Below are 26,792 nucleotides of genomic sequence, written 5' to 3' on the forward strand. Positions count from 1 at the left end.
ACGGACATATGCAAGAGACGCAGATCACACTGATGTGAACGTAACCATCGAAGGGGTTCGAAGGTCTAAGTTGACGATGTCAGGCAGCGTCTTGGGGGGCGTTTCCTGGCATCTGAGGATGTCTTGGGGGACTTCCTCAGAGGTGTGTTGCCGGGGCACGTACACCGGAGAGCTTTGAGCGGCCCTCCCGAGCGTGCGTTGTCCCGGCAGACCGCACAACCATGAGTACGGCGAGTTTTGCTCATTCTGCTCAACGCTCGCCGTATTCGACAGCGATCAGGCGCTGTTCTCACAGACGCCCGGCCGGATCCCGTGGGGGGAATCCGCACCGGGACATGGGAAGGCGCCCTGGACGTCGGCCCGTGGGGGGACCGCCGCCAGGGCGCCTTTCTTCTTTCCCGGACCACCTGTTACCGGACCACCTGAGGGGCGCGGGGAACTGCGCACCCGGCCACGACGTGCCCGCACCCGCCCGGAACGGGAATCACCCCCCCCGACATGCGCAAAGCCCCTCCGCCCATGGGACGGAAGGGCTCTGAACTCACGGGCACCAGTGAACCGGCACCCCCACCGGAGGAATCAGCGCTCCTCGACCGGCACGAAGTCGCGCTCGACGACACCCGTGTAGATCTGGCGCGGGCGGCCGATGCGGGAGCCGGGCTCCTTGATCATTTCGTGCCACTGGGCGATCCAGCCCGGGAGGCGGCCGAGGGCGAACAGGACCGTGAACATCTCGGTCGGGAAGCCCATGGCGCGGTAGATCAGGCCGGTGTAGAAGTCGACGTTCGGGTAGAGGCTGCGCGAGACGAAGTAGTCGTCCGAGAGCGCGTGCTCCTCCAGCTTCAGCGCGATGTCCAGCAGCTCGTCGGACTTGCCGAGCGCCGAGAGGACGTCGTGCGCCGCAGCCTTGATGATCTTCGCGCGCGGGTCGAAGTTCTTGTAGACCCGGTGGCCGAAGCCCATCAGCCGGACGCCGTCCTCCTTGTTCTTCACCTTGCGGATGAAGGAGTCGACGTCACCACCGGAGGACTGGATGCCCTCCAGCATCTCCAGCACGGACTGGTTGGCGCCGCCGTGCAGCGGGCCCCACAGGGCGTTGATGCCGGCCGAGATCGACGCGAACATGTTCGCCTGCGAGGAGCCGACGAGACGGACCGTGGACGTCGAACAGTTCTGCTCGTGGTCCGCGTGCAGGATCAGCAGCTTGTCGAGGGCGGCGACCACGACCGGGTCGAGGTCGTACTCCTGCGCCGGGACCGAGAAGGTCATGCGCAGGAAGTTCTCGACGTAACCGAGGTCGTTGCGCGGGTAGACGAAGGGGTGGCCGATCGACTTCTTGTACGCGTACGCCGCGATCGTCGGAAGCTTGGCGAGCAGGCGGATCGTCGAGAGGTTGCGCTGCTTCTCGTCGAAGGGGTTGTGGCTGTCCTGGTAGAACGTGGACAGCGCCGAAACGACCGACGACAGCATGGCCATCGGGTGGGCGTCGCGCGGGAAGCCCTTGTAGAAGTTCTTGACGTCCTCGTGCAGCAGGGTGTGCTGCGTGATGTCGTTCTTGAACACGGAGAGCTCGTCGACGCTCGGAAGCTCGCCGTTGATCAGCAGGTAGGCGACCTCCAGGAAGGTGGAGCGCTCCGCCAGCTGCTCGATGGGGTAGCCGCGGTACCGGAGGATGCCCGCCTCGCCGTCGAGGTAGGTGACGGCGGATTTATAGGCGGCGGTGTTGCCGTAACCGCTGTCCAGCGTCACCAGACCGGTCTGGGCGCGGAGCTTCCCGATGTCGAAGCCCTTGTCGCCGACGGTGCTGTTGATCACCGGGTAGGTGTACTCGCCGTCGCCGTACCGCAGTACTACAGAGTTGTCGCTCACGTCTTCCCTCACCGACGTAGTGCCTCATCTTCGAGGTTGCCCTGACTGTCTCTACCATCCCCCAATTGGCTCAGGAGAGTGCACTCGGGGTCGACCATCGGGCCTATTGACGGCACTGAGTGCCGCCAACTTGCACATCCTGCCCCCTTGATTCCCCATCCGGAAGTGCTCTGTGACCTTCGCGACTCATTTGATCGATCATTTTTTGTGATGCCTGTCTCGAAGAGGCCCCACGGGGGGTGGCGAGGGCCCTCACGGCGGTCCGAGAGCCTCACAGACGTCCCAGAAGCCCTCACAGGGGTCTCACAGGGGTCTGGGTGAGAGCCGGAAGTCGAGTGCCGTGCAGCGCCGTCCCGCCGACACTGTGCGCACCGCCTGGCCAATCGCCTTGCGTGAACCGACCAGGACGACCAGCTTCTTGGCCCGGGTGACCGCCGTGTAGAGCAGGTTGCGCTGAAGCATCATCCAGGCGCTGGTGGTGACCGGGATCACCACGGCCGGATATTCACTCCCCTGCGAGCGGTGGATGGTCACCGCGTACGCGTGAGCCAGTTCGTCCAGCTCGTCGAATTCGTACACAACCTCCTCGTCCTCGTCGGTCAGCACCGTCAGGCGCTGGTCAACCGAGTCGAGCGAGGTGACGACGCCGACGGTGCCGTTGAAGACGCCGTTCTTGCCCTTCTCGTAATTGTTGCGAATCTGGGTGACCTTGTCGCCGACGCGGAAGACCCGGCCGCCGAACCGCTTCTCGGGCACATCGGGGCGGCCGGGGGTGATGGCCTGCTGGAGCAGGCCGTTGAGGTTGCCGGCGCCGGCCGGGCCGCGGTGCATGGGCGCGAGAACCTGGACGTCCCGGCGCGGATCGAGGCCGAACTTGGCCGGAATCCGACGGGCCGCCACGTCCACGGTGAGCCGCCCGGCCTCCTCCGTGTCGTCCTCGACGAAGAGGAAGAAGTCCTTCATGCCGTCGGTGACCGGCTGGTGCCCGGAGTTGATCCGGTGCGCGTTGGTGACCACGCCGGACTGCTGGGCCTGCCGGAACACGCGCGTCAGGCGCACGGCGGGGATCGGGCCGCCGTCCGCGAGGAGGTCCCTGAGCACTTCCCCCGCGCCGACGCTGGGCAGCTGGTCGACGTCGCCGACGAAGAGCAGGTGAGCGCCCGGCGGGACCGCCTTGACCAGCTTGTTGGCGAGCAGCAGGTCCAGCATGGAGGCCTCGTCGACCACCACCAGGTCGGCCTCCAGCGGGCGGTCCTTGTCGTAGGCCGCGTCGCCGCCGGGCTTCAGCTCCAGCAGGCGGTGGACGGTGGAGGCCTCGGCGCCGGTGAGTTCGGCCAGGCGCTTGGCCGCGCGGCCGGTGGGGGCGGCCAGTACCACCCGGGCCTTCTTCGCCCGCGCCAGCTCCACGATCGAGCGGACCGTGAAGGACTTGCCGCAGCCGGGGCCGCCGGTCAGCACGGCGACCTTCTTGGTCAACGCGAGCTTGACCGCGGCCTCCTGCTCGGCCGCGAGGTCCGCGCCCGTACGCCCCTTCAGCCAGGTGAGCGCCTTGTCCCAGGCCACGTCATGGAAGCCGGGCATCCGGTCCTCGTCCGTGCGCAGAAGGCGCAACAGCTGGGCGCAGAGGGACAGTTCGGCACGGTGGAAGGGCACGAGGTAGACGGCGGTGACGGGTGGGCCGCCGTCCGGGCCGGGCACCTTCTCCCGTACGACACCGGGGTCCTCGCCCTCCTCGGGCGGCTCGGCGAGCTCGGCGAGGCACTCGATGACGAGCCCGGTGTCGACCTGCAGCAGCTTCACCGCGTCCGCGATCAACCGCTCCTCGGGGAGATAGCAGTTGCCCTGGTCGGTGGCCTGCGACAGCGCGTACTGCAGGCCTGCCTTCACGCGCTCCGGGCTGTCGTGCGGGATGCCGACGGACTGGGCGATCTTGTCGGCGGTGAGGAAGCCGATGCCCCAGACGTCGGACGCGAGGCGGTACGGCTGATTCTTGACGACCGAGATCGAGGCGTCGCCGTACTTCTTGTAGATGCGCACCGCGATGGAGGTGGACACCTCGACGGTCTGGAGGAAGAGCATGACCTCCTTGATCGCCTTCTGCTCCTCCCAGGCATCGGCGATCTTCTTGGTGCGCTTGGGGCCGAGCCCGGGCACCTCGATGAGCCGCTTGGGCTCCTCCTCGATGATCTGCAGGGTGTCCAGACCGAAGTGCTGGGTGATGCGGTCGGCGAAGACGGGGCCGATGCCCTTGACCAGCCCCGAGCCGAGGTAGCGGCGAATGCCCTGGACGGTGGCCGGCAGCATGGTCGTGTAGTTCTCCACCGTGAACTGCTTGCCGTACTGCGGGTGGGACCCCCAGCGTCCCTCCATCCGCAGGGCCTCGCCGACCTGGGCGCCGAGCAGCGCGCCTACGACCGTGAGGAGGTCGCCGCCACCTCTGCCGGTGTCGACCCGGGCAACCGTGTAGCCGTTGTCCTCGTTGGCGTACGTGATGCGCTCCAGCACGCCTTCGAGCACGGCGAGCTGCCGTTCACCCGTGGGGTTCCCCGCCTGTTGAGCCATGATCCGACGGTACCGGTGACGACTGACAGTCAGCGCAGACGAGCGGTTTTCAGGGCTTCGAGGAACGTGGTGAAGGTGGGGGTGGGGAAGGTGAGGGTGGCTCGGGTGGGGGTTTTCGAGTCACGGACGGCAACGTGGGTGGGAGTGGTCGCCATCTCCACACAGTCGTCACCGTCGCCCCCGGCCGAATAGGACGACTTTCGCCAGTTGTCGTGGAGAGCCATGGGTTGCCTCACAGTTCTTTCGCCAGCCTCTGGATGAACTCACGCGACCGATCCGGGTCGAGAGCCCTGGCTCTCACTTCCTGGAAACGGGCTCGATACGTTCTCAGTTGTTCTTCAGCGTCCGCATAGAACGCACCGGTGGGTACGTCGCGGATCACTGTGTCCAGTTTGGTCACTCCGCCGCCCACGTAGGCCATTGTGCTGCTGCCCCAAGGGAAGCCCTCCAGGTCGAAGGGGACGACACGCACAGTGATGTGATCCGGTTCAGAAAGTTCCAGGATGCGGGTGAGCTGGGCTCGTGCCATGGCCCGGTTGCCGACCCTGCTCGCCACCGAGCTGGTCGCCAACGCCGTGCGGCACACCAAGGGGCCGGCCGCCCTGCGGTTGCGCTGGGCGCCGCCGGGCACGTTGCGGATCGGGGCGTGGGACGCGGACCCCGAACCGCCCGAGCCACCCGTGGCGTTGGCGCGGCTCGCCGAGGCGGAGCAAGGGCGGGGACTGGCGCTGGTGCGGGCCTGTTCCGACGTGTGGGGCTGGCATCCGCTGTCGAGACACGGCAACCGGGGAAAGTACGTGTGGTGCGAACTTGCGGCGGCGTAGCTCGTTGATCAGCGCGATGGAAAGGAGAGCTGATGGTCGGCTCGTCGCATGAGGCCTTGCACCGGATCTTCCAGAAGGATCCGACACTGCTGACGAAGGCGTTACAGAAGGTGCTGCACGTGCCCTTCCCCGAGACCCGCGAGATCGCCGCGCTCAACGTGGACCTCACCGAGATCGAACCGGTCGAGCGCCGCGTAGACACCCTGCTGCGGGCGGAGACGGACGAGGGCACGTACCTGCTGGTGGTGGAGTCACAGGGGAAGGTGGACGAGCGCAAGCGGGGCAGTTGGCCGTACTACCTCTCCTACCTGTACGAGAAGTACCGCTGCGAGCCCGTCCTCATCGTCATCACCCAGAGCAGTACGACGGCCAAGTGGGCGTCCCGGCCGATCCGGTTCGGCTTCCGGGACTGGCACTCGTTGACGGTACGGCCCCTGGTGCTCGGTCCGGACAACGTGCCGGTGATCACGGACGAGCGGCAGGCCGAGAAGGACGTCCCCCTTGCGGTGCTCTCGGCCATGACACACGGCCGTGGACCGCAGGCTCCGGCCATACTGGAATCCCTGGCCGCCGCCCTGCGGACCATCGATCCGGAGAGCGCCGCAGTCTTCGTGCAGTTCGTCGACTCCTGCCTGGCCGACCCCCAGGCAAAGCAGATGTGGAGGGACCTGATGACGGCAATCCAGTACTTCTGGCGACACCCGCTCGCTGAACAGGTACGCGAGGAAGGACGGGAACAGGGCCTGGAACAGGGCCGGGCCGAGGGTCGAGAAGAGGGCCGGGCCGAGGCCAAGGCCGAGATGGTTCTCCACATCCTGGGATGGCGTGAGCTTCCCGTGCCCGATGCCGTGCGCGAACGTATCCAGTCCTGCACGGATCTGAACCAACTGGAGACCTGGGCGCAGCGGGCCATCCACGTCAAGGATCCGACGGAGCTGTTCGCCACGGAATGAGCAGGTCTGTCGACTCCTGCCTGGCCGACCCCCAGGCAAGCAGATGTGGAGGGACCTGATGACGGCAATCCAGTACTTCTGGCGACACCCGCTCGCGGAACAGGTACGCGAGGAAGGACGGGAACAGGGTCGGGCCGAGGCCAAGGCCGAGATGGTTCTCCACATCCTGGAGTGGCGCGAGCTTCCCGTGCCCGATGCCGTGCGCGAGCGTATCCAGTCCTGCACTGATCTGAATCAGCTGGAGGCCTGGGCGCAGCGGGCCATGCACGTCAAGGAACCGGCGGAGCTGTTCACCACGGAGTGAGCGGGGCCGGGGGTAAAACCGCAGGAGAGCAGCGCGGTGCCGTAAGCGCCAGATCCGGCCCCCCTTCCGCTTTCCGTGAGGCCCGGGATACCTCTGGAGCATGAGCGAAGTCATGGGAGCCGAACTGCCCACGCCCGCCTGGCACATCGACGGGCGCTGCACCAACTGCGATGTCGCCCGGCAGCTCGCCCCGGGCCTGATCGGTGAGGCCGACGGCCGTTCGGTCATCCTCCGCGAGCCGCAAGGCCCGGACGAGACAGGGCAGTTGTACGCCGCCGCGCACGCCTGCCCCACTCGGGCCGTCCGTCCGCCGACCGGACAGCTGGAGGCGGACCGGGACCCCTTCCCGCTGGCCCTCGACGACACCGTGCGGTTGTGCGGGCACAACTCCCGGCACACGGCGGGGGCCAACTCCTACCTGCTGCACCGCCCCGACGGCACCACGATGATGGTCGACACCCCGCGCTGGAGCCCGGCGCTGGCGGCCCGCCACGAGGCGCTGGGCCCCGTCACCGACGTCCTGCTCACCCACCGCGACCATGCCGCACACGGCCGCCGTTACGCCGACCGCTTCGGCGCCCGGCTCTGGATCCACGAGGGCGATCTCGACGCCGCCCCGGACGCCGACCGCGTGCTCCGCGGCACCGACCCGACGGTGATCTCCGACGGTGTGATCGCCTTCCCTCTGCCCGGCCACACCCGAGGCAGCGTGCTCTACCTGGCCGACGAGCGGTACTGCTTCAGCGGCGACAGCTTCTACTGGTCCCGAACGACGGCGGACATCGAGGTGGTCGACAGCGTCACCTGGTACTCGATCGAAGCACTCGCCGACTCCCTGACCCGGACCGTCGACCGACTGCGCTTCGAGTGGCTGCTGCCGGGCCACGGAGACCGGCGAAAGCTCCCCGGTGACGAGATGGCCCGGCGCATGCGCGAGCTGGCGTCCCGTACCCGTCGGCTTCGGCCCCGACCGGTGGACTTCAGCGCGGTGCGCTGGTGAGGCGTCGTTCTCGTCCTTGCGGAAACTCCGGCGCCCTCGCGGGCGGCTGACCATCCGCGCTGCCATGTGACCGCGGACCTCAGCGACCTCAGCGACCACGGCGACCACGGCGACCACGGCGACCACGGCGACCATTGATACGCCGACCCCTGATCGACGCCGACCCCCTCATCACGATCGCAGTCACGATCACCGTCACGATCACGATCTGATCTCGGGGGCTTGCGCAACATCCTTGTAATCGATTCCAATCCTCCTTACACGTCGATGTAATCGATTCCACAAGGAGGTGGAGCGGCGATGGCGAGCATCAAGAACGTCGCAGCCGAGGCGGGGGTCTCCGTCGCCACGGTGTCGCGCGTCCTGAACGACCATCCGTCGGTCAGCGCCGACGCACGCACGCGCGTGCTGGCCGCCGTCGAGGCGCTGGGCTACCGCCCGAACGCCGTCGCCCGTTCGCTGCGCACCGACCAGACCCACACCCTCGGCCTGGTCATCAGCGACGTGATGAACCCGTACTTCACCGAGCTGGCCCGCTCCGTCGAGGAAGAGGCCCGCGCGCTCGGCTACAGCGTCATCATCGGAAACGCCGACGAGCGGCCCGACCTCCAGGACCACCACGTACGGAACCTGCTGGACCGCCGTATCGACGGACTGCTGGTCTCCCCCACCGACGGCGGCTCGCCGCTGATGCTGGACGCCGCGCGCGCCGGGACGCCCATGGTGTTCGTCGACCGGTGGATCCCGGGCTTCGACGTGCCGGTGGTGCGGGCGGACGGGCGGGCCGCCGTCCGCGACCTCGTGGCGCATCTGCACGGGCTGGGGCATCGCAGGCTCGCGATCATCGCGGGGCCCGCGGCCACCACGACCGGGCGGGAGCGCGTGGAGGCCTTCCGGGAGGCGCTCGCCGAGTACGGACTCGGGCTTCCCGACACCTACATCGGACAGGGCGACTTCCAGGCCGAGAGCGGACGGCGGGTCACCGAGGGCTTCCTCGACCTGCCCGAGCCGCCCGAGGTCGTGTTCGCCGCCGACAACCTGATGGCGTTGGGCGCCCTGGACGCCGTACGCGCGCGTGGGCTGCGTGTACCGGAGGACCTCGCGCTGGCCGCGTTCGACGACATCCCGTGGTTCGTGCACATCGATCCGCCGATCACCGCGATCGCCCAGCCCACCGGCGAACTGGGCCGGGCCGCCGTACGGGCCCTGGTCGACCGCATCGAGGGACGGACCCCGCAGTCCGTCACCCTCCCCGCCCGTCTCGTCGCACGCCGCTCGTGCGGCGAGTCACTCGCTTCGCCAGACCGGGCGGCTCCCCCCGAGCCGTCCCCCGTAAGGAAGAGGAGCCAGTCGTGAGCAACCCGGACGAGTTGCTGCGCATCGAGGGCATACGGAAGAGCTTTCCCGGAGTCGTCGCGCTCGACGGCGTCGACTTCGATCTGCACCGCGGCGAGGTGCATGTGCTCCTCGGCGAGAACGGCGCGGGCAAGAGCACGCTCATCAAGATGCTGTCGGGTGCGTACACGCCCGACGCCGGCCGGATTCTGGCCGGCGGCGAGGAAGTGCGCATCCATGGTGCGCAGGACTCCGAGCGCCTCGGGATCGCCACCATCTACCAGGAGTTCAACCTCGTACCCGACCTCACCGTCGCCGAGAACATCTTCCTGGGGCGGCAGCCGCGCCGCTTCGGGATGATCGACCGGAAGAGGATGGAGGCGGACGCCGAGGTCCTCCTCGCGCGCGTGGGCGTGAACGTGTCGCCACGCGCGCGTGTGCGCGAACTCGGCATCGCGCGCCTGCAGATGGTCGAGATCGCGAAGGCGCTGAGTCTGAACACGCGCGTGCTGATCATGGACGAGCCGACCGCCGTGCTCACCTCCGAGGAGGTCGAGAAGCTCTTCGCGATCGTGCGCAAGCTGCGCGAGGACGGCGTCGGGATCGTCTTCATCACGCACCACCTGGACGAGATCGCCGCCCTCGGCGACCGGGTGACGGTCATCCGGGACGGCAAGTCCGTCGGGCAGGTGCCCGCCTCCACGCCCGAGGACGAACTCGTACGCCTGATGGTGGGCCGCTCGATCGAGCAGCAGTACCCGCGCGAACGGGCCGACGCGGGCGCCGCGTTGCTCACCGTCGAGGGCCTGACCCGCGACGGTGTCTTCCACGACGTCAGCTTCGAGGTGCACGCCGGCGAGGTCGTCGGCATCGCCGGGCTCGTCGGAGCGGGCCGTACGGAGGTCGTACGGGCCGTGTTCGGCGCGGACCCTTACGACAAGGGGGCCGTGAAGGTCGCCGGGGCGGGCCTGAAGGGGCATGACGTCAGCGCCGCCATGGCGGCCGGTATCGGACTCGTGCCCGAGGACCGCAAGGGCCAGGGGCTGGTGCTCGACGCGTCCGTCGAGGAGAACCTCGGCCTGGTGACCATGCGGGCCGCCACGCGCGGGGGCCTCGTCGATCTCAAGGCCCAGCACGAGTCGGCCGCCCGGATCGCCGAGCAGCTCGGGGTGCGGATGGCCGGACTCGGCCAGGACGTACGGACGTTGTCCGGCGGCAACCAGCAGAAGGTCGTCATCGGCAAGTGGCTCCTCGCCGACACCAAGGTGCTGATCCTCGACGAGCCGACGCGCGGTATCGACGTCGGCGCCAAGGTCGAGATCTACCAGCTCGTCAACGAACTCACCGCGGCCGGCGCCGCCGTACTCATGATTTCCAGCGATCTGCCCGAGGTGCTCGGCATGAGCGACCGGGTGCTGGTGATGGCCCAGGGCCGGATCGCGGGCGAACTCTCGGCCGACGAGGCCACCCAGGACTCCGTGATGGCGCTCGCCGTCAGCAACCCCACGAACGAGAAGACCGGAACGGAGGCCAGCCGTGGCCACTGACACGCTCAAGAGCAGGGCGGGCGCCAAAAGCGCCACGAGCGGCCTGCGCCGTCTCCTGCTCGACAACGGCGCGCTCACCGCGCTGATCGTCCTGGTCATCGCCCTGTCGGCGCTGTCCGGGGACTTCCTGACGACCGACAACCTGCTCAACGTGGGCGTCCAGGCGGCCGTGACCGCCGTCCTCGCCTTCGGCGTCACCTTCGTGATCGTCTCGGCGGGCATCGACCTGTCGGTCGGCTCGGTGGCGGCCCTGTCGGCCACCGTCCTCGCCTGGACCGCCACCTCGCACGGCGTGCCGGTCGCCTTGGCGGTCGTGCTGTCCGTCGCCACCGGTATCGCCGCGGGTCTCGTCAACGGATTCCTGATCGCCTACGGCAAACTGCCGCCGTTCATCGCGACGCTCGCCATGCTCTCGGTGGCCCGCGGTCTGTCGCTGGTGATCTCCGAGGGCTCCCCGATCCCCTTCCCCGCCTCGGTCTCGCACCTCGGCGACACGCTGGGTGGCTGGCTGCCCGTGCCGGTGCTGGTCATGATCGTGATGGGTCTGATCGCCGCGTTCGTGCTGGGCCGGACGTACATCGGCCGCTCCATGTACGCGATCGGCGGCAACGAGGAGGCGGCCCGACTGTCGGGTCTGCGGGTGAAGAAGCAGAAGCTCGCGATCTACGCCTTCTCCGGCCTGTTCGCGGCGGTCGCGGGCATCGTGCTCGCCTCCCGCCTGTCCTCCGCGCAGCCGCAGGCCGCCGACGGCTACGAGCTGGACGCGATCGCCGCGGTCGTGATCGGCGGTGCCTCGCTGGCCGGTGGCACCGGCAAGGCGTCCGGCACCCTGATCGGCGCGCTGATCCTGGCGGTGCTGCGCAACGGCCTCAACCTCCTGAACGTCTCCGCCTTCTGGCAGCAGGTCGTCATCGGTGTCGTCATCGCGCTGGCGGTACTGCTCGACACGCTGCGCCGCAAGGCCGGGGCGACGCCGCTGGCCGCCGGCACCGGTGGCAACAGGGGCAAGCAGGCGGGGACGTACGCACTGGCGGCGGTCGTCACCGTGGCTCTCGTCGGCGCGACCTCCTTCCTCCACAACGGCGGGTCGCCGGCGACCACCCCGAAGATGGGTCTGTCCCTGTCCACCCTCAACAACCCCTTCTTCGTGCAGATCCGGGCGGGCGCCCAGGCCGAGGCGAGGAAGCTGGGCGTGGACCTGACCGTCACGGACGCCCAGAACGACGCCTCCCAGCAGGCCAACCAGCTGCAGAACTTCACCAGTTCCGGCCTCGGCGCGATCATCGTCAACCCGGTGGACTCGGACGCGGCGAGCAACTCCGTGAAGGCCGCCGACAAGGCGAGGATCCCGGTCATCGCGGTCGACCGCGGCGTCAACAAGGCGACCGTGGACGCCCTGGTGGCCTCCGACAACGTCAAGGGCGGTGAACTCGCCGCCAGGACGATCGGCGAGAAGCTGGGCGGCAAGGGCAAGATCGTGATCCTTCAGGGGCAGGCGGGCACCTCCGCGGCCCGTGAGCGCGCCGCGGGCTTCGCGGCCGGGCTCAAGGCCTACCCGGGCATCCAGGTCGTCGCCCAGCAGCCGGCCGACTTCGACCGCACCAAGGGCCTCGACGTGATGTCGAACCTGCTGCAGGCCCACCCGGACGTCCAGGGCGTCATCGCCGCCAACGACGAGATGGCCCTCGGCGCGATCAAGGCCCTCGGCTCCAAGGCCGGAAAGTCGGTCCAGGTCGTCGGCTTCGACGGCACCCCGGACGGGCTGAAGGCGGTCGAATCCGGCACTCTGTACGCATCCGTGGCACAACAGCCCTCGCAGCTGGGCAGGATCGCCGTGGACAACGCGCTGAAGGCCCTGCAGGGCAAGACGGTCGAGGAGACGGTGAAGGTGCCGGTGAAGGTGGTCACGAAGGAGAACGTGGCCGGCTTCAGCGGCTGACGACGGGAACGGGCGGGCGGTCGTCGTCCGTTGGTGACGACGACCGCCCGCCTCAAGTCATCTCTCAGAGGAGTCGTGTTGACGTACGCCGCGATGCACGACGCGATGTGCGTGGCGATGTGCGAAGCGATGTGCGTCTCGATGCACGGCTCGATGTACTACGGGGAGTCCTTTTGATGTACGACTACGACCTGCTGGTCGTGGGATCGGCCAATGCCGATCTGGTGATCGGCGTCGAGCGCCGGCCGGGCGCCGGCGAGACGGTGCTCGGTTCCGACCTGGCCGTCCACCCGGGCGGCAAGGGCGCGAACCAGGCGGTCGCGGCGTCCCGACTCGGCGCCCGTACGGCTCTGCTGGCCCGGGTCGGCGACGACTCGTACGGCAGGCTGCTGCTCGACTCGCAGCGGACCGCCGGCGTGGACACGGTGGGCGTGCTGGTCGGCGGGGCGCCGACGGGGGTGGCGCTGATCACCGTCGACCCCTCCGGGGACAACAGCATCGTGGTGTCGCCGGGAGCGAACGGGAAGCTCACGTCGGCCGACGTCCAGGCCGCGGCCTGTCTGTTCCAGGCCTCGCGTGTCGTCTCGACGCAGCTGGAGATCCCGCTGGAGACGGTCGAGGAGATCGTCCGCGGTCTGACCCCGGACAGCCGTTTCGTCCTCAACCCGTCCCCGCCACAGCCCCTGCCGCCGGAGGTGCTGGCGGCCTGCGACCCGCTGATCGTGAACGAGCACGAGGCCAAGGTCGTGCTCGGCGACGCATGCGTCTCCGACCGCCCCGAGGACTGGGCCCGGCTGCTGCTCGCCAAGGGCCCACGCTCGGTCGTGGTCACCCTGGGCGCGGAGGGGGCACTGGTGGCAGACGGGCGAGAGGTGACGCGGGTGCCTTCGGTGAAGGTGGACGCGGTCGATACGACGGGTGCGGGCGACGCGTTCACGGCGGCGCTGGCGTTCCGGCTGGGCGCGGGGGCGTCCCTCGCCGAGGCCGCGGCGTACGCGGCCCGCGTCGGCGCGGCCGCCGTCACCAAGGAGGGCGCCCAGGTGTCCTTCCCGACGGCCGAGGAGGTCGAGGCGCTGTGAAGAAGGCGGGAATCCTGAACCGTCATCTCTCCGGGGCGCTGGCCGAGCTGGGCCACGGCGACGGAGTGCTGGTGTGCGACGCGGGCATGCCGATACCCAGGGGTCCGAAGGTCGTCGACCTGGCGTTCCGCGCGGGGGTGCCGGCCTTCGAGGAGGTACTGGACGGGCTGCTGGCCGAGCTGGTGGTGGAGGGGGCTACGGCGGCGACGGAGATCCGGGGCGCGAACCCAGCGGCGTCGACCCTGTTGGACGGCCACTTCCCCACGCTGGAGCTGGTGTCGCACGAGCGGCTCAAGGAGCTGTCGGCGGGGGCACGGCTGGTGGTGCGCACGGGCGAGGCACGACCGTACGCGAACGTGCTCCTGCGGTGCGGGGTCTTCTTCTAGTACGGGTTCCAGTACCGGGTTCTGGTACCCAGTTTCTGGTACCGGGACAAATTCGAGGGGGCCCGATCCGTCGACCGGGCCCCCTCGGCTTTTCCCCTCCACCATCAGAACCCCCGCGATCCCCCCGGATCCCCCTCCGAGAAGTCCTGATGCCAAGTACGACCCGCGTAGTGGGGGAAGGGTTGTACAAGTTCTTCAGATTTTTTTCGCGAGGCCTCGGCTGCGGCGTCCGCCCAGGTCAGCGGCCACCCAGGGCTCTGATCGTCAGCTGGCGGGTCAGCCGGTGTGTCAACCGGCGGGTCAGCCGGTGTGCTCGGCGAAGCGCCGGGCCGTCTCCGTCAGTACCTCGCGGCCGTCCCGTGCCCACAGGGCGTCGTTGAACAGTTCGACCTCGATGGGGCCGGTGTAGCCGGCCGCCTCCACGTACCCCTTCCACTCCCGCATGTCGATCGAGCCGTCGCCGATCTGCCCGCGGCCGGTGAGCACGCCCTCGGGCAGCGGTGTGGTCCAGTCGGCGAGCTGGAAGGAGTGGATACGGCCGCCCGCGCCCGCCCGGGCGATCTGCGCGGGCGCGTTGTCGTCCCACCAGATGTGGTACGTGTCGACGGTGACGCCGACCTGCTGGGCCGGGAAGCGCTCCGCGAGGTCGAGCGCCTGGGCGAGCGTCGAGACCACGCAGCGGTCGGCGGCGTACATCGGGTGCAGCGGCTCGATGGCCAGGCGGACCCCGTGCGCCTCGGCGTACGGGCCCAGCTCCCCCAGCGCGTCGGCGATGCGCTCCCGGGCGCCGTGCAGGTCCTTGGAGCCGGCCGGCAGCCCGCCGGAGACCAGGACCAGGGTGTCGGTGCCCAGGGTGGCCGCCTCGTCGATCGCACGACGGTTGTCGGCGAGGGCCGCCGTGCGCTCGGCCGGGTCGATCGCCGTGAAGAAGCCGCCGCGGCACAGGGTGGTGACGGTCAGGCCCGCGTCGCGGATCAGCTTGGCCGTCGCCTCCAGGCCGTACGACTGGACCGGTTCGCGCCACAGGCCCACCCCGGGCACGCCCAACTCCAGGCAGGAGTCGACCAGTTCGGGCATCGCCAGCTGCTTGACGGTCATCTGGTTGATGCTGAAGCGTTCGAGCGCGGTCACTGGGCCACTCCGTACAGGGCGAGCAGGTTCTTCATCCGTTCCTCGGCCAGTTTCGGGTCGGGGAACAGGCCCAGGCCGTCCGCCAGTTCGTAGGCGCGGGCGAAGTGCGGGAGGGAGCGGGCCGACTGGAGGCCGCCGACCATCGTGAAGTGCGACTGATGGCCGGCCAGCCAGGCGAGGAAGACCACGCCCGTCTTGTAGAAGCGGGTGGGGGTCTGGAAGAGGTGGCGTGAGAGGTCGACCGTCGGGTCGAGCAGGGCGCGGAAGCCCGCCGTGTTCCCCGTGTCGAGGACCCGGACCGCCTCCGCCGCCAGCGGGCCCAGCGGGTCGAAGATGCCGAGCAGGGCGTGGCTGAAGCCCTGCTCGTCGCCGGCGATCAGCTCGGGGTAGTTGAAGTCGTCGCCGGTGTAGCAGCGCACGCCCTGCGGGAGCCGGCGGCGGATGTCGATCTCCCGCTGGGCGTCCAGGAGCGAGACCTTGATGCCCTCCACCTTGTCGGGGTGGGCGGCGATGACCTCCAGGAAGGTGTCCGTCGCCGTGTCGAGGTCGCTCGACCCCCAGTAGCCCTCCAGCGCCGGGTCGAACATCGGGCCCAGCCAGTGCAGGACCACCGGCTCGGCGGCCTGGCGGAGCAGGTGGCCGTAGACCTCCAGGTAGTCCTCGGGGCCCGACGCCGCGGCGGCCAGCGCCCGGGACGCCATCAGGATGGCCTGCGCGCCGGACTCCTCGACGAGGGTGAGCTGCTCCTCGTAGGCCGCCCGGACCTCCACGAGGGATCCGGCGGCGATCTGGTCGGTGCCGACGCCGCAGGCGATCCGGCCGCCGACCGCCTTGGCCTCGGCGGCGCTGCGCCGGATCAGCTCGGCCGCGCCCGCCCAGTCCAGGCCCATGCCGCGCTGGGCGGTGTCCATGGCCTCCGCGACACCGAGCCCGTGGGACCACAGGTGGCGGCGGAAGGCGAGGGTGGCGTCCCAGTCGACGGCGGCGGGCGAGTCGGGCGACACGTCCGCGTACGGGTCGGCGACGACGTGGGCCGCCGAGAAGACCGTACGCGAGGTGAAGGGGGAGCCGGTGGTGAGGGCGAGGGGCTCCGGGCGGGGGTCGTACGCCCTCAACCCGCCTTTGAAGTCGGGGAGTTGGATGGTCACAGCGCGATCTCCGGTACGTCGAGACGGAGGCCCTCGGCCGAGGACCTCAGGCCCAGGTCGGCGAGCTGGACGCCGCGGGCGCCGGCGAGGAGGTCCCAGTGGTAGGGGGCGTCGGCGTAGACGTGCTTGAGGAACAGCTCCCACTGGGCCTTGAAGCCGTTGTCGAACTCCTCGTTGTCCGGGATCTCCTGCCACTGGTCGCGGAAGGAGTAGGTGGCCGGGATGTCGGGGTTCCAGACCGGCTTGGGGGTCATGGTGCGGTGCTGGACGCGGCAGTTGCGCAGGCCGGCGACCGCGGAGCCCTCGGTGCCGTCGACCTGGAACTCGACGAGTTCGTCGCGGCCCACGCGCACGGCCCAGCTGGAGTTGATCTGGGCGATCGCGCCGCCGTCGAGCTCGAAGATGCCGTAGGCGGCGTCGTCGGCGGTGGCGTCGTAGGGCTTGCCGTTCTCGTCCCAGCGCTGCGGGATGTGGGTGGTGGCGATGGCCTGGACGGACTTCACCCGGCCGAACAGCTCGTGCAGCACGTACTCCCAGTGCGGGAACATGTCGACGACGATGCCGCCGCCGTCCTCCGCGCGGTAGTTCCAGGACGGGCGCTGGGCGGCCTGCCAGTCGCCCTCGAAGACCCAGTAGCCGAACTCGCCGCGGATGGACAGGATCCGGCCGAAGAAGCCGCCGTCGATGAGGCGCTTGAGCTTCAGCAGGCCCGGGAGGAAGAGCTTGTCCTGGACGACGCCGTGCTTGATGCCCGCGTCGTTCGCGAGGCGGGCGAGCTCCAGGGCGCCGTCGAGGCCGGTGGCGGTGGGCTTCTCGGTGTAGATGTGCTTGCCCGCCGCGATCGCCTTCTTGATCGCCTCCTCGCGGGCCGAGGTCACCTGGGCGTCGAAGTAGATGTCGACGGTCGGGTCGGCGAGTACCGCGTCCACGTCGGTGGAGATGTTCGCCGGGTCCAGGCCGTGCTGTTCGGCGAGCGCCTTGAGCGCGTGCTCACGGCGGCCGACCAGGATCGGCTCCGGCCACAGCACGGTGCCGTCACCGAGGTCGAGGCCGCCCTGTTCGCGGATGGCCAGGATGGAACGGACCAGGTGCTGGCGGTAGCCCATGCGCCCGGTCACACCGTTCATGGCGATACGCACCGTCTTGCGTGTCACGTCATTCCCTTCGCAGGCGTCGTACTCAGCGTCGTACGCGGATGCGCGCGCCGCGTCGGCCTCACTGACGAGCGTCACAGCAAGCGCTTTCTATCTATGGAGAAGCTAGCCTCTGAGCGGTGGTTCCGACAAGACCGTGACCGCTTCGAGTTGTTCGAGGGGACGAACAGCGGGGGGTTGTGGCCGTAAGGTCTGCTCGACGTGCTCGGAACCGGGGGGCCTGGGGTCGACCTGTCCACGAGGGCGTACCACGAACCGATGAGGGCGTACGACAGGTACGACGAGATGCGTGACCGGAGGACGACGAGATGACGGTGACCCTGGCGGACGTGGCGGCCCGCGCGCAGGTCTCGCCCGCGACGGTGTCGCGCGTACTGAACGGGAACTATCCCGTGGCCGCATCCACCCGTGAGCGGGTGCTGAAGGCGGTCGACGAGCTGGACTACGTGCTGAACGGGCCCGCGAGTTCGCTGGCCGCGGCCACTTCCGACCTGGTGGGGATTCTCGTCAACGACATCGCCGACCCGTTCTTCGGGATCATGGCGAGCGCGATCCAGGCGGAGATCGGGGGGCCCGGGGGCCGAGCCGGGGGCGAGCGGCTGGCGGTCGTCTGCAACACGGGGGGTTCGCCGGAGCGTGAACTGACCTATCTGACCCTGCTGCAGCGCCAGCGGGCGGCGGCGGTCGTGCTGACCGGCGGAGCCATTCAGGACGCGCCGCACGCGGCGGCGGTGGCGGCGAAACTGCGGAAGCTGACGGACGCGGGGACGCGGGTGGTGCTGTGCGGGCGGCCGCCGGCACCGGACACCGGAGCGATCGCGCTCGCCTTCGACAACCGCGGCGGCGGACAGCGGCTCACCGAGCACCTGATCGGTCTCGGGCACCGGCGGCTCGGGTACATCGCGGGGCCGGAGGAACGGACGACGACGCGGCACCGCCTTGAGGGGCACCGGGCGGCGCTGGCCGCGGCGGGGATCGAGGAGGATCCCCGGTGGACGGTGTGGGGTCGCTACGACCGGACCTCGGGGTACGAGGCGACGCTTGAGCTGCTGCGCCGGGATCCGTCCCTCACAGCGGTGGTCGCGGCGAACGACTCCGTCGCGCTGGGGGCGTGTGCCGCGCTGCGGGAGTCCGGGCTGCGGATTCCTCAGGACGTGTCGGTCGCCGGCTTCGACGATCTGCCGTTCAGCATCGACGCGGTGCCCGCTCTGACGACGGTGCGGTTGCCGTTGGCGGAGGCGGGGGCGCGGGCCGGGCGGATCGCGATGGGGCGGGAGGAGCCGCCGCCCGGGGACATCGCGACGGTTCGGGGAGAGCTGATGGTCCGGGGGTCCTCTGGGGGGCCGCGCGGCTGAAGGGTGCCGCTGAGGGGCGGCCGCGCGACTGAGGGGCGACACCGAGGGGGTGGCCGCACCGGCGCTCGGGCCGTGGTGGACGGACGGGGCCGGGCGGGGGTTCGAGCTCGTCTCCATGACGAGGGGCAGAACCGGCGTGCACTCGTCTCCATGGCGAGGGGCAGGACCGGCGTGCACTCGTCTCCACGGTCAGGGGCAAGTCCGGCGTGCAGGTGGGTGTCTGCCGGCCGGTGGGCGACGAGGGGTAGTCCCAGGGGCGTGGGTGTCCTAGTCTCGACCCGACGGTATCTCTGACTGAGTCAACTGTTCGGGGTCAACCATTCGGGGGTCGGCACTCATGACCGTCCAGGACATCCGCACCTTCAACCGCTTCTACACGAACGTCATCGGCGCTCTCGACTACAGCCGCCAGCTGTACGCCCCGTACACGCTGACCGAGTCCCGGGTGCTCTACGAACTCGCGCACTCCCCGCGTACCGACGCGGTGGATCTGCGGACCGAACTCTCCCTGGACGCCGGGTACTTGAGCCGGATCCTGAACAAGTTCGAGGACGACGGGCTGATCGAGCGCGCACCGTCCGCGCGTGATCCCCGGCGCCGCGAGGTCACCCTCACCTCGCGCGGGCGTGAGACCGCGGGCCTGCTCGCCGAGCGGGCCAACGAGTCCGTGGGCGCGCTCCTGGCCACCGTGCCCTCCGCCGACCGGCCCCGCCTGTCGGAGGCGATGCGCACGGTCCGCGAGATCCTCTCCGACGGCCGCCCGCCCCGCCGCGAGGACGTCGTCCTGCGCGAGCCCGGTCCCGGCGACCTGGGATGGATCGTCCAGCGCAACGCCGCGCTGTACGCCGCCGAGTACGGCTTCAACGCCGACTACGAGGGGCTGGTGGCCCGTATCGTCGCCGACTTCGCCGAGGACCACGACCCGCATCTGGAGCGGGTGTGGATCGCCGAGGTCGACGGCCGGCCGGTGGGATGCATCATGTGCGTACGGGACGACGCCCCGGCCACCGCTCGGCTGCGGCTGCTGCTGGTCGAGCCCGAGGCGCGGGGGCTCGGCATCGGCGACCGGCTCGTGGGGTCCGTCGTCGACTTCGCCCGCGAGGTCGGCTACCGCGACGTCGTGCTGTGGACCAACGACGTCCTCGGCGCCGCCCGCCGCATCTACCAGCGCCACGGTTTCGTCCTGGTCGCCGAGAAACCGCACCGCTCGTTCGGAAAGGACCTGACCGGCCAGGACTGGCGGCTGGACCTGCACGGCTCCCCGGGGTGACAGTAGGGACCATGAGACTGGCGTTCTCCACCCTCGGCGTCCCCGGCCTGCCCATCCCGGACGTGGTCCGGCTCGCGGCCACCCACGGCTACCACGGCGTCGAGCTGCGCGCCCACCCGGAGGAGCCGGTCCACCCGGGCATAGACCTCTCCGAACGGGCCGACGTGGCCTCCGAGTTCAAGGCGGGAGGCATCGAGATCCTGGGCCTCGCCGGGTACGTGCGCGTGGCCGCGCCCGGCGACGACGGCCCCGTGATCGAGGAGATCCGCCGCCTCCTCGACCTCGCCCGCGACCTCGGCGCCCCCTACGTCCGGGTCTTCCCCGGCGCGGACCACGAACAGACCACCGAGCGCGCCGACGCCCTGGCCGCCCGGCGGCTGGGCACGGCCGCGGAGTACGCCGCCGACCTCGGCGTACGCATCCTCCTGGAGACCCACGACTCGCATCGCAGGGCAGCCGACGCGATCCGGATCCTGGGCCCGGTCGGCCACCGTCATGTCGGCGCCCTGTGGGACGTCATGCACACCTGGCTGGGCGGCGAGCAGCCGTCGGAGTCGTACGCCGCCCTGTCGCCGTTCCTCGGCTATGTCCAGGTCAAGGACATCGCCTCCGCCGAGGACACGACCCCGCTCGCGCTCGGCGCCGGCGTCCTGCCGCTCACCGAGTGCGTGGAGGTCCTCTCCCGGCACGGCTGGGACGGCTGGCTGTGCTGGGAGTACGAGAAGCGGTGGTACGAGGAGGCGGCGCCGCTGCAGGAGCTGCTGGCGGCGGGACGGGAGCACTTGGCGCGACTGCTCAACGAGTGCGCCTGAGCGCTCCGCCGGAAGCGCGGTGATGAACCTGCGGGCCGGTGGGGGCTGGTCGCGGGGACGGCCGTACGGCGTCCCCGCCCGCCCTCGCAGTCCCCGTCGCGCCCTGTCATGCCTTCAGGAGCAGCTCACCGGCCGTACCCCAGTACGCCCCTCAGCTCCGCGAACGCCTCGTGGAAAGCGGGGAAGGTCTTCCGTACACAGCCGGGGTCGTCGAACGAGATTCCCGGTGCGCGCAGCGCGGTGACCGCGAAGGACATCACGATGCGGTGATCGCCGTAGGACTTGATCTGCGTGCCGGCCCCGGCGGGTGGGCCCGGGTGGATCTCGATCCAGTCCGGGCCCGTGGCCACCTCGACCCCCAGCCGTCGCAGGTTCTCGGCGCACGCGTCCAGTCGGTCGCACTCCTTCACGCGGGTGTTCGCGACGTTCTCGATCCGCACCGGACCGTCCGCGAACGGCGCGATCGCGGCCAGCGTCGGCATCGTGTCCGAGATGTCCCGCATGGTGACGGTGAGACCGTGGGGCACGCCCGTACCCCGGACCGTCGTGCCGTCCGGGCGCACCGAGACCTCCGCGCCCATCCTGCGCAGGACGTCGACGAAGCCGAGGTCTCCCTGCAGGGCCCCCACGCCCAGCCCCGGCACCGTCACCTCGGCGCCCGGCGTCACCGCCGCCGCCGCGAAGAAGTAGCTCGCCGTGGACGCGTCGGGCTCGATCGCGTAGGTCGTGGCACGGTAGCCGCCGGGCTGGACCACGAACACGTCGGCGTCCCGCTCCACCTCCACCTCCACCTCCGCCCCGAACGCCCGCATCATCGCGAGCGTGATCTCCACGTACGGTGCCGAGACGAGGTCGGTGACCCGGATGCGCAGGCCTTGGCGGGTCAGCGGGCCCAGGAGCAGGAGCGCTGTCAGGTACTGCGAGGACTGGCCCGCGTCCAGGACCACCTCGCCGCCCTCGACGCCCGCCGCCCGTACGGTGAGGGGGTGGTGCCCCTCGGCTTCCTCGTGCGTGAGGTCGACTCCCAGGTCGCGCAGGGCGCGGGTCAGGGGCAGCAGGGGGCGGCGGCGCATCTGCTCGGACGCGTCGAAGCGGTACGTGCCGCGGCCCGCCGCCGCGAGCGTCGGCAGGAAGCGGGCCGTCGTGGCGCCGTCCCGGCAGTACACGTCCGCCTCGGTCAGTGAAGGGCCCTGCGGGCGGCCGTCCACCTGCCAGGCGCCCGGGGTCCGGCCGACGCGATACCCGAGCCGCACCAGCCCCTCGGCGAAGCCCTCCGTGTCGTCCGAGCGCAGGGGCCGTACGAGGGTGGTGACGCCGTCGGCCGCTGCCGCCAGGAAGAGCGCGCGGGCGGTGATGGACTTGGAACCGGGGATGTCGACTACGGGCATGGCCTCATGATCGGCCGCCCGTCACCGGCGACGCTGCCGCGTCCACGGGATGGACCTCTTCCCGTCGCCCGCGTGTCACCGAAGCCGGAGAGCGGCCCGCCGCCCGCCGGGGTGGCCGGAGTTCGCCCGGACCCGGCTCCGGCAAGGCGGTCGTACGCCCTGTGGCGCAAAGGAGCCGCTCGTCGTCCGGCGATCGCAGGGACCGTACGCACACTGCAGGAGCAGTGGCCGAACATCACGCCTCATCCGGCCCTGTGACCCCTCGGTCACCAAGTTCCGGGAATCGCCCGGAACGCGGGAACCAGCCCCCCTTACGGTTCGTCCAACCCGCAAGCTGACCGGATGAGTCTCCGCCGTGCGGTGTCGGCCCTCGCTGCTGGCTGCGATCGCTGACCTACCCTCTCCGCCGTACTGCGGCCGGCAGCACGCCGCCATCGGCGCGCCCCCCTCCAACAGCGCCGATGGCGGCCCCTCTCCGGTTGCTGCGCGCTCCCTTGACTGGCAGAAACTTTCCCACTATTGCTGACTCCTTGGAAGTTTCCTTCAGTTGATCTCCAACGGATCACTCCGGAAGGAGCGCACGTGCCCTCCAGACGTACCGTTCTCGCCGCCACCGCAGGAGTCACCGCGGCCCTGGCGATCGGCACCGACGCCTACGCCGGCACACCCGACGACAAGAAGCTCCGCTCGCTCATCTCCCGCATGACCCTTCCCGAGAAGGTCGGCCAGCTCTTCGTCATGCGCGTGTACGGTCACTCCGCCACCGCGCCCGACCAGGCCGACATCGACGCCAACCTCAAGGAGATCGGCGTCCACACGGCCGCCGAGCTGATCGCCAGGTACCGCGTGGGCGGCATCATCTACTTCACCTGGGCGCACAACACCCGGGACCCCCACCAGATCGCCGGCCTCTCCAACGGCATCCAGCGCGCCTCCCTCACTCAGCCCCGCGGTCTGCCCGTCCTCGTCGCCACCGACCAGGAGCACGGCATCGTCTGCCGCGTCGGCGCACCCGCGACCCTCTTCCCGGGCGCGATGGCCATGGGCGCCGGCGGTTCACGCCGGGACGCGCACACCCTCGGCCGCATCTCCGGCGCCGAGTTGCGCGCGATCGGCATCAACCAGGACTACTCCCCCGACGCCGACGTGAACATCAACCCGGCCAACCCGGTCATCGGTGTCCGCTCCTTCGGGGCCGACCCGGACGCGGTGGCCGGTCTGGTCGCCGCCGAGGTCGCCGGGTACCAGAGCTCGTCGGTCGCCGCGACCGCCAAGCACTTCCCCGGGCACGGCGACACCGCCGTCGACAGCCACTACGGCTTCCCGGTCATCACCCACAGCCGCGAACTGTGGGAGAAGCTCGACGCCGTCCCCTTCCGTGCGGCCGTCAGGGCGGGCATCGGCTCGATCATGACCGCGCACATCCAGTTCCCGGCCCTCGACGACTCCGGCGACCCGGCCACCCTCTCCCACCCGATCCTCACCGGCATCCTGCGGGGGGAACTCGGCTACGACGGGGTCGTGGTGACGGACTCCCTGGGCATGGAGGGCGTACGGACGAAATACGGCGACGACCGCGTTCCCGTGCTGGCGCTCAAGGCCGGCGTCGACCAGCTCCTCAACCCGCCCGACCTTGCCGTCGCCTGGAACGCCGTCCTGAAGGCCGTGCAGGACGGCGAGCTGACCGAGGCGCGGCTCGACGAGTCGCTGCTGCGGATCCTGCGGCTGAAGGCACGGCTCCGGCTGTTCGAGCAGCCGTACGCCGACGGGCGCGGCGTGGACCGCATGGTCGGCACCGGGGCGCATCTCGCGGCGGCCGACCGCATCGCCGAGCGGACGACGACACTGCTGGTCAACGAGGGCAGGCTGCTGCCGCTGTCCCGCCGTACGCACAGGAAGATCCTGGTCGTGGGCGCCGATCCGGCCTCTCCTTCCGGGACGACGGGCCCGCCGACGGGCGTTCTCGCGAAGGCCCTCACCGACCTGGGATTCACCGCGACGGCCCTGTCCACCGGTACGGCCCCCTCCGCCGCCACCATCGCCAAGGCGGTCGCTGCGGCACAGGACGCGGACGCGGTGGTCGTGGCGACCTACAACGTCACGGCGGGCAACGCGCAGCAGACCCTCGCCGCGCAGCTGGTCGCGACCGGGAGGCCGGTCGTGGCGCTCGCCGTCCGCAACCCGTACGACGTGGCCCAACTCCCCTCCGTCCCCGTCCACTTGGCGTCGTACTCCTGGACCGACGTCGAACTGCGGGCGGCCGCGCGGGTGATCGCCGGGAAGGTCGCGCCGCGCGGGCGGCTGCCGGTGCCGGTGCAGAAGGCCGACGATCCGACGCAGGTGCTGTACCCCATCGGCTACGGGCTGTCGTACTAGACGGGACGTAGGGCCCGTACGTAACACACCCGGCGTACGACCACCAATTAGCCCAAAGCATCCCGCGCGTCTGGCGTGTGCCCGCTGCGGCGGGTCACGCTGGGGGCGGGTCATCTGGGGAGGTGCCCGGGGGGATCGCGATGCGTGAGAGAAGTTTTGTGGGGGTGGTCTGCACACTGCTGGTACTGGTCGCTGCCCTGACGACGGGCTGCCAGGTGCTGTCGTCCGCGTCCGGCAAGGGTGACGAGCCCAGTGCGGCACCGAGGACGACCTCGACGCAGCCCTCCGGCTACGGGTCGGTGTTCCTCGCCGTCGACGAGTGCAGTTCCTTCGGTACGACGAGCTTCACCGAGGTGCCGTGCACCAGTGAGCGGGCTTTCGCCCGGGTGGTGGCACGCCATGACGGCAAGGTGGGCGACGGCCCGCTGTGCCCGGCGACCACGGACTTCGTCCTGCACATCAGCGAGCAGAGTCCGTCCTCCGACGAGGACGGCGACGGCTCGGTGCCGCAGGGCTACGCCTGTATGCGCGATCTGGAGCCACCGCACCCCGGCGACCCGGGCGGCGGGGGCGGGCCACGCACCATCGTCGGCGACTGCGTCTACGGCTCCGGGAACGGGCAGGTCCGCGAGACGGCGTGCGACGGCAGCGGCAGGAAGAAGCCGCAGTACAAGGTGGTGGAGGCGGTGGCCAAGCGCACCCGTTGCCCCGCGGGGACGGCACTGTACGTGCAGCTGGAGGGCAGGCAGCCGGTGGGCTGTGCCCGGCCGGTGTGACGTGAGCAACGGCCGGGCACAGCAGGGGACTTGACCGGTCCTACGGTCGCAGAGCCGGTTCGCGCTCCACGTCCCGTACGTCCAGCTTCCTGTCGAACGCGGCCAGCGGCTTCGCCCGATCCGTGGAGGAGGCGGGGACACCGGCCCACTGCAGGATGCGGGCGGTGGCCAGCGCCTTCTGGTCCGCGACCAGGCCGGCCACGTTGGCGCCGTGGTTCAGCCCCGGGGCCGTGAACACGTACGAGTCCTTCGCGCCCTTGCCGACGCGGAAGCGCTCCGCGCCCCACGGGTCGTTCTGCCCGTAGACGAAGAGCATGTGGTGTGCGTGGTCCCGCACCCAGGAGTCGACGTCCCGCATCGCGTACGGCTGGAACTTCATCGGGATGTCGCGGGGTACGAAGTTCCGCGGTGCCTGGTAGCCGTAGCGGACGTACTGCTTCTCGATGTACGGGAAGTGGATGGTGGGGGCGCCGAGTTGGGTGCCCGCCTGGTAGTAGTACGGCGTGTACGGCTCCAGGCCCTGGTCCGTGTAGAAGGAGAAGCCGGAGATCGTGTCGACGGACGTCCAGATCGCGTCGTCGGTCGCCGTCTTCGCGTCCGCCGGGACCGTGGCGCAGTCGGACAGCAGGCTGTACTGCCAGAAGCCCCAGACGTAGTCGAGGACGACGGCCTCGTAGGCGCGGTCCAGACTGCCGATGGTGGTGAAGGTGTAGCCGTTCTCGGCGGCGTAGGCCGCGTACTTCTTCTCCAGCGGCTCGCGGCGCACCAGCGCCTCGCGCTGCACCGCGTTCAGCCGGTCGCGGCACTCCTTGGTGCCGACCTTGGTGAAGAAGCGGTCGTAGGCGGAGTCCTCGTTGTTCACGACGTCGTTCGGGGCGACGTACGCGACGACGCCGTCCATGTCGCGCGGGTAGAAGCGCTCGTAGTAGGTGGCGGTCATGCCGCCCTTCGAGCCGCCCGTGGAGATCCAGTTCCTGGTGTAGATCTTCTTCAGCGCCTTGAAGATACGGTGCTGGTCACTGGCCGCCTGCCAGATGTCCAGCTTGCTCCAGTCGGCCGGGGCGGGCCGGGACGGGGTGAAGAAGCGGTACTCCATGGAGACCTGGTTGCCGTCCACGATCTGGGTCGGCTCGCGGCGGCTGGGTGTCGTGGAGACGTTGTAGCCGCCGGTGTAGAAGACCGTCGGGCGGCTGACGTCCTTGTGCAGCACGGTGATCCGCTGCTGGAACGTGCCCTTGGACGGGTGGTGGTGGTCGATCGGCTGGGTGTAGTCGAGGACGAAGAAGCGGTAGCCGGTGTACGGCTTCTCCTCGATCAGGCTCATCCCCGGTATGGCGAGGAGCTGGTCCTTGATGTCGGTGGTGGCCTTGGTGGCCGTGGCCCCCGGCTCGGCGGCGGTGGCCGCCCCCGCCGTGCTCACCGTGCCTATGAGCACCGTGAGTGCCAACAGCCATCTGAGCGCCTTGCGCATGCACCCTCCCCTGTGAATCAGATGTGCGTGCGGAAGCTATCGGAGCAACTCCGGTACGCACCAGGGGAGATAGGGAAGTCCCTCGGTTTTTGGGTGGGTTCAGTGGGCTCTAC

Annotated in this window: 22 protein-coding genes and 1 pseudogene; 14 read left to right on the forward strand and 9 right to left on the reverse strand. The window is 69.9% G+C overall.

Annotated elements, in window-relative coordinates; translation table 11 throughout:
* Positions 1-579: 579 nt before the first annotated feature.
* The 4 genes from OG870_RS16825 to OG870_RS16840 all read right to left on the reverse strand — a co-directional run bounded on the left by OG870_RS16825 (position 580) and on the right by OG870_RS16840 (position 5,062).
* The gene (locus OG870_RS16825; RefSeq protein ID WP_266514811.1) at positions 580-1,869 is read right to left on the reverse strand and encodes a citrate synthase; all 1,290 of its coding nucleotides are present in this window, start codon (positions 1,867-1,869) and stop codon (positions 580-582) included.
* Between the two features lie 303 nt (positions 1,870-2,172).
* Positions 2,173-4,431, reverse strand: a complete 2,259-nt coding sequence (recD2, locus tag OG870_RS16830) for an SF1B family DNA helicase RecD2 (RefSeq protein WP_266584404.1) — start codon at positions 4,429-4,431, stop codon at positions 2,173-2,175.
* Between the two features lie 29 nt (positions 4,432-4,460).
* Positions 4,461-4,655, reverse strand: coding sequence for a DUF397 domain-containing protein (locus OG870_RS16835; RefSeq protein WP_266514816.1), 195 nt, complete (start codon positions 4,653-4,655; stop codon positions 4,461-4,463).
* Positions 4,656-4,663: 8 nt separating this feature from the next.
* The gene (locus tag OG870_RS16840) at positions 4,664-5,062 is read right to left on the reverse strand and encodes a Scr1 family TA system antitoxin-like transcriptional regulator (RefSeq protein WP_327691056.1); all 399 of its coding nucleotides are present in this window, start codon (positions 5,060-5,062) and stop codon (positions 4,664-4,666) included.
* On the opposite strand from OG870_RS16840, the pseudogene OG870_RS16845 reads away from it, so the two are divergent.
* The 9 genes and pseudogenes from OG870_RS16845 to rbsD form a co-directional block, all read left to right on the forward strand.
* Positions 4,977-5,255: pseudogene (locus OG870_RS16845) on the forward strand (ATP-binding protein); the annotation flags it as partial. The gene OG870_RS16840 and the pseudogene OG870_RS16845 sit on opposite strands and share 86 nt — an antisense overlap.
* A 32-nt stretch (positions 5,256-5,287) precedes the next feature.
* Positions 5,288-6,208 (forward strand): hypothetical protein, encoded by a 921-nt coding sequence (locus OG870_RS16850; protein WP_266840293.1) that lies wholly within the window; start codon positions 5,288-5,290, stop codon positions 6,206-6,208.
* 58 nt (positions 6,209-6,266) lie between these two features.
* Complete coding sequence (locus tag OG870_RS16855) at positions 6,267-6,512, forward strand: hypothetical protein (protein WP_405624372.1); 246 nt, start codon at positions 6,267-6,269, stop codon at positions 6,510-6,512.
* A 100-nt stretch (positions 6,513-6,612) separates the two neighbouring features.
* Positions 6,613-7,512, forward strand: a complete 900-nt coding sequence (locus tag OG870_RS16860; RefSeq protein ID WP_266514826.1) for an MBL fold metallo-hydrolase — start codon at positions 6,613-6,615, stop codon at positions 7,510-7,512.
* A 300-nt stretch (positions 7,513-7,812) separates the two neighbouring features.
* Complete coding sequence (locus OG870_RS16865; RefSeq protein ID WP_266584400.1) at positions 7,813-8,868, forward strand: LacI family DNA-binding transcriptional regulator; 1,056 nt, start codon at positions 7,813-7,815, stop codon at positions 8,866-8,868.
* On the forward strand, positions 8,865-10,394 hold the full coding sequence (locus OG870_RS16870; protein WP_266584398.1) for a sugar ABC transporter ATP-binding protein: 1,530 nt from the start codon (positions 8,865-8,867) through the stop codon (positions 10,392-10,394). Before OG870_RS16865 ends, OG870_RS16870 begins: the two co-directional genes overlap by 4 nt.
* Positions 10,384-12,333, forward strand: a complete 1,950-nt coding sequence (locus tag OG870_RS16875; protein WP_266584396.1) for an ABC transporter permease/substrate-binding protein — start codon at positions 10,384-10,386, stop codon at positions 12,331-12,333. The genes OG870_RS16870 and OG870_RS16875 overlap by 11 nt, the downstream gene beginning before the upstream one ends.
* 176 nt (positions 12,334-12,509) lie before the next feature.
* A complete protein-coding gene (locus tag OG870_RS16880) occupies positions 12,510-13,412 on the forward strand; it encodes a ribokinase (protein ID WP_266584394.1) in 903 nt (300 codons plus the stop codon).
* Positions 13,409-13,798, forward strand: coding sequence for a D-ribose pyranase (rbsD, locus tag OG870_RS16885; protein ID WP_266514844.1), 390 nt, complete (start codon positions 13,409-13,411; stop codon positions 13,796-13,798). Before OG870_RS16880 ends, rbsD begins: the two co-directional genes overlap by 4 nt.
* A 300-nt stretch (positions 13,799-14,098) precedes the next feature.
* Here the strand turns inward: rbsD and OG870_RS16890 are convergent, their stop codons facing one another.
* From OG870_RS16890 to OG870_RS16900, 3 genes are read right to left on the reverse strand one after another with little or no spacing between them, the layout of a single operon-like run.
* Positions 14,099-14,896: a sugar phosphate isomerase/epimerase family protein gene (locus OG870_RS16890; RefSeq protein ID WP_266927670.1), complete on the reverse strand. Its 798-nt coding sequence runs from the start codon at positions 14,894-14,896 to the stop codon at positions 14,099-14,101.
* Between the two features lie 29 nt (positions 14,897-14,925).
* Complete coding sequence (locus OG870_RS16895; RefSeq protein WP_327691057.1) at positions 14,926-16,077, reverse strand: dihydrodipicolinate synthase family protein; 1,152 nt, start codon at positions 16,075-16,077, stop codon at positions 14,926-14,928.
* A complete protein-coding gene (locus OG870_RS16900) occupies positions 16,074-17,231 on the reverse strand; it encodes a Gfo/Idh/MocA family protein (protein ID WP_266584388.1) in 1,158 nt (385 codons plus the stop codon). The genes OG870_RS16895 and OG870_RS16900 overlap by 4 nt, the downstream gene beginning before the upstream one ends.
* A gap of 308 nt (positions 17,232-17,539) precedes the next feature.
* Between OG870_RS16900 and OG870_RS16905 the strand changes: the two genes are divergently transcribed.
* The 3 genes from OG870_RS16905 to OG870_RS16915 all read left to right on the forward strand — a co-directional run bounded on the left by OG870_RS16905 (position 17,540) and on the right by OG870_RS16915 (position 20,668).
* Positions 17,540-18,586 (forward strand): LacI family DNA-binding transcriptional regulator, encoded by a 1,047-nt coding sequence (locus tag OG870_RS16905; RefSeq protein WP_266514856.1) that lies wholly within the window; start codon positions 17,540-17,542, stop codon positions 18,584-18,586.
* Between the two features lie 337 nt (positions 18,587-18,923).
* Positions 18,924-19,856 (forward strand): bifunctional helix-turn-helix transcriptional regulator/GNAT family N-acetyltransferase, encoded by a 933-nt coding sequence (locus OG870_RS16910; RefSeq protein WP_266584386.1) that lies wholly within the window; start codon positions 18,924-18,926, stop codon positions 19,854-19,856.
* Positions 19,857-19,867: 11 nt separating this feature from the next.
* Complete coding sequence (locus OG870_RS16915) at positions 19,868-20,668, forward strand: sugar phosphate isomerase/epimerase family protein (protein ID WP_266514862.1); 801 nt, start codon at positions 19,868-19,870, stop codon at positions 20,666-20,668.
* A 125-nt stretch (positions 20,669-20,793) separates the two neighbouring features.
* Here the strand turns inward: OG870_RS16915 and aroA are convergent, their stop codons facing one another.
* Positions 20,794-22,056 (reverse strand): 3-phosphoshikimate 1-carboxyvinyltransferase, encoded by a 1,263-nt coding sequence (gene aroA / locus OG870_RS16920; protein WP_266840289.1) that lies wholly within the window; start codon positions 22,054-22,056, stop codon positions 20,794-20,796.
* A 582-nt stretch (positions 22,057-22,638) separates the two neighbouring features.
* Here aroA and OG870_RS16930 point away from each other — a divergent pair.
* The gene (locus OG870_RS16930; RefSeq protein WP_266840288.1) at positions 22,639-24,432 is read left to right on the forward strand and encodes a glycoside hydrolase family 3 protein; all 1,794 of its coding nucleotides are present in this window, start codon (positions 22,639-22,641) and stop codon (positions 24,430-24,432) included.
* Between the two features lie 140 nt (positions 24,433-24,572).
* The gene (locus OG870_RS16935) at positions 24,573-25,208 is read left to right on the forward strand and encodes a hypothetical protein (protein WP_266840286.1); all 636 of its coding nucleotides are present in this window, start codon (positions 24,573-24,575) and stop codon (positions 25,206-25,208) included.
* A 40-nt stretch (positions 25,209-25,248) separates the two neighbouring features.
* Here the strand turns inward: OG870_RS16935 and OG870_RS16940 are convergent, their stop codons facing one another.
* Positions 25,249-26,679, reverse strand: coding sequence for a S28 family serine protease (locus OG870_RS16940; protein WP_266584378.1), 1,431 nt, complete (start codon positions 26,677-26,679; stop codon positions 25,249-25,251).
* Positions 26,680-26,792 lie beyond the last annotated feature (113 nt).

Origin of the sequence: Streptomyces sp. NBC_00461, from assembly GCF_036013935.1 — a bacterium.
In the GTDB taxonomy this organism is placed as follows: domain Bacteria; phylum Actinomycetota; class Actinomycetes; order Streptomycetales; family Streptomycetaceae; genus Streptomyces.